We start from the raw sequence: 4,018 nt of genomic DNA on the forward strand, positions 1-4,018 counted from the left end.
GCTGCGCGCCGAACCGGCTCCGACTCCCCGCCGGTTCGCGGTCGGGCCCGGTGTGCGGCGCGGGGGCGGGCTCGCAGGCGCTCCCGGGGTCGGCCGGATTCCGAGCCTGACCGCGGTGCCGCTGCATCCGCGATTCTCCGGGGCTCCATCTGCCATGCGTCACGGCCGGGAGGACGACAACGAGCAGGAGGCCGAGCGTCTCGCAGACCATGTTGCGGGACTGCTCCCGGACCGCATGGACCTCGGCGGCGTTCGCATCCACTCAGGGCAGGAGTCGGCGCGAATGACGGAGGCCCTGGATGCCGAGGCCTTCGCGGCCGGCACGGACATCCACCTCGCAGCTGGTCATCCAGCCCTGACGTCGTTCGCGGGCCGCCGGTTGGTCGCCCACGAGCTCGTGCACCTGCGTCAGCAGGCGCTCGGGGCCGCGCCGAGCGGCGTACCCCAGGCTAAGCCGCGCAAGCCGAGAAGGCCCAAGGGCAAGACGTTCCGGGTCACCATCGACCACACGATGGGACCCGACGAGCTGTTGCGCACGTTCGTGGCGCAGTACTACCGGATCACCAACCCGAGGGAGTTGGAACGCGTCCTCGGCCTCTGGCACTGGGTAGGGAAGCCGCGGTCCGCCACCGAGGTGGACAAGGCACGCAAGTACGTTCAGTTGACCGTGCATGACGTCGTGGACGTCGGCCTCGGTGCGCTCGACAAGAAGGATCGGGACGCGATCAACGCGGAGACCGACCGCAGGTTCTTCACCGAGACCGGTTTGCCGCCCAACACGAGGCTGGGCACCGGACCCGAGGATGCCGACTTGGCCGCTCGCTGGCGTGGCGTGCGGGCAAACCTGGTGGCCGAGCAGGAGCAGGCGCGGGCCCTCAACGCGCTGCCTGACGACATCAAGCACATCCTGTTCGCGGGCGGCCGGCAGATCCAACCGGAGGACTACGGCGTCGCGCTCGACCTCGCCGACCGGATCGGCAGGCTCAGCAAGGCCGAGCGGGCCCGCTACCTGGCAACGGTGAACGCCAGTACGACCGATCTCGCGGAGCTGGAGAAGTCGATCGCACAGTTCGAGTTCCACCTGCGGCTGCGCGACTTCGACGCCGAGATGATGGATGAAGCGGCCGCCGACATCTTCGGTCTCGAGGAGCTCTACGACCTGTGGAAGGCCAAGCGGGCAGCTGAAATGACGGCTGCAGTGGGCTTTGCCCTGACGCCCGAGGAGGAGACCGCCGACGCGAAGTTCCGTGAGGCGCTGGCCCGCAGCCACTTCAAGACCGAAGCCGCGTTCCTGGCCGCGATCGAGACCTACCGGAAGCGATTCCGCACCGAGGCGGTCAACTTGGCGATGGACGTGCTCGCTGGCTATGACCACCTGCTCTACGTCGCCAAGCTCAAGTTCCGCGACACCGACGCCGCCACGCAGCTGGTGGGCGCGATCGCCGCGTCTGGCGCGGCGGCGGACTACAACGCCGCCGCTGAGGCGGAGACCCGCGCCTCAAACGCGCAATGGCGCATGATCGCGGCGGCGCGGTATGGGATGCCGCGGGCCGACGACATCGAGGAGCAGCAGAGGGCTAGCGCCGAGGCCAAGACACTTCGCACGGCTGGCAGCGCCAAGGTCGTCAAGGCGTCGGCCGGCGAGCCCCTCATCGACCCCGCGGTCCTCGGTCGGAAGACCGATCGCGAGAAGCTCACCCGGCTGTCTGCCGCGGGGGCCAAGGAGTACCTTCTGGACCTCATTGCAGACAGGCTCGAGGACACCGCTCGCGTCCGTGCGGAACTGGCCGACGACCCGGAACGGGTCTTCAGCCAGGAGCCGCTGGTGCGAGCCACCATGCAGTACCAGGGGATCGACGACAGCACCATCTATGCCCGGATCGTCAAGGACCACATGCAGGAGATCCGGGACGCGCACCTGTTCTCCGCCATCGTGCTGGGCATCATCGCCCTCGTCCTCGCCGTGCTCGTCCCGGGAGGAGGGTGGGTCGCTGCGGCGGCGCTGGTCGCCAACGCCGGCATCAGCACCTGGCAAGCCGTCTCGGCCATCGAGGAGTACAACAAGGCCGCCCCGGAGTACTCCCTCAACTTCATCAACGACGAGCCCTCGCTGTTCTGGGTGGGGGTCGCCGTGGTGGCCGCCGCCTTCGACCTCGGACTGACCGCGGCGCAGCTCCTGAAGGCCTCGGCACCGGCCCTGAAGACGCTGGAGACGCCGCTACGCGAGTTCGCGACGGCATCCGACGCAGAGACGATGGCGCTCCGGTTGGAGCAGCTCAACGCAAGGATCGACGCGGTCTCCGGCCTGGAGAAGGAACTCGCGGACTCGATCAAGGCGTACGCCGCGGCACAGCTCGGTCTCAGAAGGGCTCTGGGGGGGACCGCCAAGGCTTATGCCATCGCGGGCGCCGTCGACCCGACGCCGTTCTTCGAGGCGCTCTACTACACCGTGCGGAAGGGCTCCGTCACCGTCACTGCACTGCGCAAGGAATCGCAGCTGATCACGGCGTTCGGCGAGCTCGCCAAGGTCGAGGGGGCGGGCGAGGGGATCACGACGGCCTTCAAGCGGGTCAAGCAGATCATCAAGCTGGGTGAACAGCGCCACATGGACGAGACCACCATCCTGAAGTACGTCGACCGGCTGGCCGCCGAACGCGCCGGCGGCGAGGGCGCCTTCGAGGTCCTGGCCGCCGAGATGAAGGGATGGCGGCGTCCTACTGCAGAGCAGGTGGCCGCCGAGGCAAGACTCGGCGAGGCGCATGAACAGCTGCTGAGCCTGGAGAAGTACCAGGCCGAGCTCGAGGCCGAGCTCGCCTCCAGGCAGGCGGGACGGATCGCTGGTGACCCGGACCGGATGACGGAGATCGAGACCGAGCTGGAGTGGCTCTCCGGCAAGACGTCCAAGGGCGCCGCCAGCGAGGCCGTGGGCCGTGGCGGCGGCGCCGTCGAGAAGGCCCGCGCCGAGTTCTGGCAGAGCATGCGGTTGGCGGAGCAGGCCAGGCTCGATCCGAAGGTGCTGATGCGCCGGGCGTTCGCGGTTTCCAAGGAACGCGCTGCCGTCGTCGATGCGGCCAAGGGGGTCGACCAGGTCGGCGGCCTGCTGACGAGGCCGTCCGGGCTCCACCCGGACCACATCGTGTCGATGCAGCGGATGACCCAGATGGACGGCTTCGACAAGCTCCGGCCGCTGGAGCGGCAACTGCTCGCCGTGCGCGCGGACAACCTGGTGGCCATGGATGCGGCTGCCAACCTGTCCAAGGGCGAACGCAGCTGGACCGCTTGGCGGCAGGCATCGTTCTTCTACCCCGCCGAGACCATCGAGAAGATGGCGGCGCGGGAGGCGGAGCTCTACAAGACAATTCAGGAGTGGATCACCAAAGCGGTTGCCGGCCGGTAGCCGTCCGGTCTGCACCGAAGAGCATGATCAGGAACCCCAACGCGCCTGGCCAGAGGGTGTTGTGCGACACGCCGAACAGGGTCAGCATCAGGCCTACGGCGATGAGGAGTGCGCCGAACCGCAGGCGGCGCCTTCGCCGCCGCCGGGAGATGGATTCGCTCATGCGGAGGGCGAAGATCGGATCGCTCTGGGCAAGCGCGTGCTCCATCTGCGAGAGCAGGAGTTCCTCGTGTTCGGAGAGCGGCATCGGGCCTCCTCGGTGGCGGCATCGTGCTCGCAGCGCGCGCCGCCTCGGTTCAGTCTGTGGGGTGTGAACGGCCGTCGACATCAGCTTCGATCAGCGCCGCCCGGGCGAGCTCGTTGAGGCTCAAAGGGGCGGGGCCGCCGTTGTGCTGAGCTGCTGTGAGTTCGCCTGGGGTGACAGTCTCGATCCGGTCGTTGAAGTAGAAGTGCGACAGGCGGGCCCGGACCTTTTCCTGGGCGCTGCCGGGGCGGCGCACACCGTTGTCGTCCACCGGGGCTTCGAGGGCGAGCGGGTGGTGCACCTCCTGCTGCACCAGTGGCCAGCGGGTGTACTCGTCCAGCGGCTCGTGCGCCTCGAAGAACTTCCCGTCGGCGGTG

The 4,018-nt window shown here is 68.5% G+C and carries 2 protein-coding genes and 1 pseudogene; 1 reads left to right on the top strand and 2 read right to left on the bottom strand.

What is annotated here, in order from left to right; translation table 11 throughout:
• Nucleotides 1–3,397: eCIS core domain-containing protein (locus FRW57_RS18365; RefSeq protein WP_203230407.1), on the top strand; the 3,397-nt coding region annotated here is incomplete at its 5' end.
• On the opposite strand, the gene FRW57_RS18370 is transcribed toward FRW57_RS18365, so the two are convergent.
• Nucleotides 3,372–3,644, bottom strand: coding sequence for a DUF3040 domain-containing protein (locus tag FRW57_RS18370; RefSeq protein WP_162308258.1), 273 nt, complete (start codon nucleotides 3,642–3,644; stop codon nucleotides 3,372–3,374). The genes FRW57_RS18365 and FRW57_RS18370 overlap by 26 nt on opposite strands.
• 49 nt (nucleotides 3,645–3,693) lie before the next feature.
• Nucleotides 3,694–4,018 (bottom strand): annotated as a pseudogene (locus FRW57_RS23475) (cytochrome bc1 complex cytochrome b subunit); the annotation flags it as partial.

This window comes from Segeticoccus rhizosphaerae (assembly GCF_009192725.1).
Classification (GTDB): domain Bacteria; phylum Actinomycetota; class Actinomycetes; order Actinomycetales; family Dermatophilaceae; genus Segeticoccus; species Segeticoccus rhizosphaerae.